Raw genomic sequence first — 311 nt, 5'->3', positions numbered from 1 at the left:
CCGGCGGACCAGGTGGATCCGGTGGCCTTCGACAACGCCTACTTCCTGGAGCCGGCATCGCGGTCGAACCGGGCGTACGTGCTCATGCGGGAGGCGCTGGAGTCGACGGACCGGCTGGCGATCTGTACGTTCACGCTGCGCAATCGCACGCGGTTGTGCGCGCTCCGGGTGTACAAGGACATCCTCATGCTGCAGACGTTGCTGTGGCCGGATGAGATCCGCCCGGCGATCCTGGAGGGCCTGGACAAGGAGGCGAGAGTCCGGCCGCAGGAGGTCAAGATGGCGGCCTCGTTGATCGAGACGATGGCGGC

1 protein-coding gene is annotated in these 311 nt (G+C 66.9%); it reads left to right on the top strand.

All coding sequences use genetic code 11. The features are described from left to right. Positions 1-21: 21 nt before the first annotated feature. On the top strand, positions 22-311 hold a 290-nt coding region (locus tag G6017_RS17105), incomplete at its 3' end, for a Ku protein (protein WP_347238031.1).

The sequence above is a fragment of the Dietzia sp. B44 genome (genome assembly GCF_014145245.1).
Taxonomy (GTDB): domain Bacteria; phylum Actinomycetota; class Actinomycetes; order Mycobacteriales; family Mycobacteriaceae; genus Dietzia; species Dietzia natronolimnaea.
Note: the sequence above shows the minus strand (reverse complement) of the source record. Positions and strands in the feature narration are given on the sequence as shown.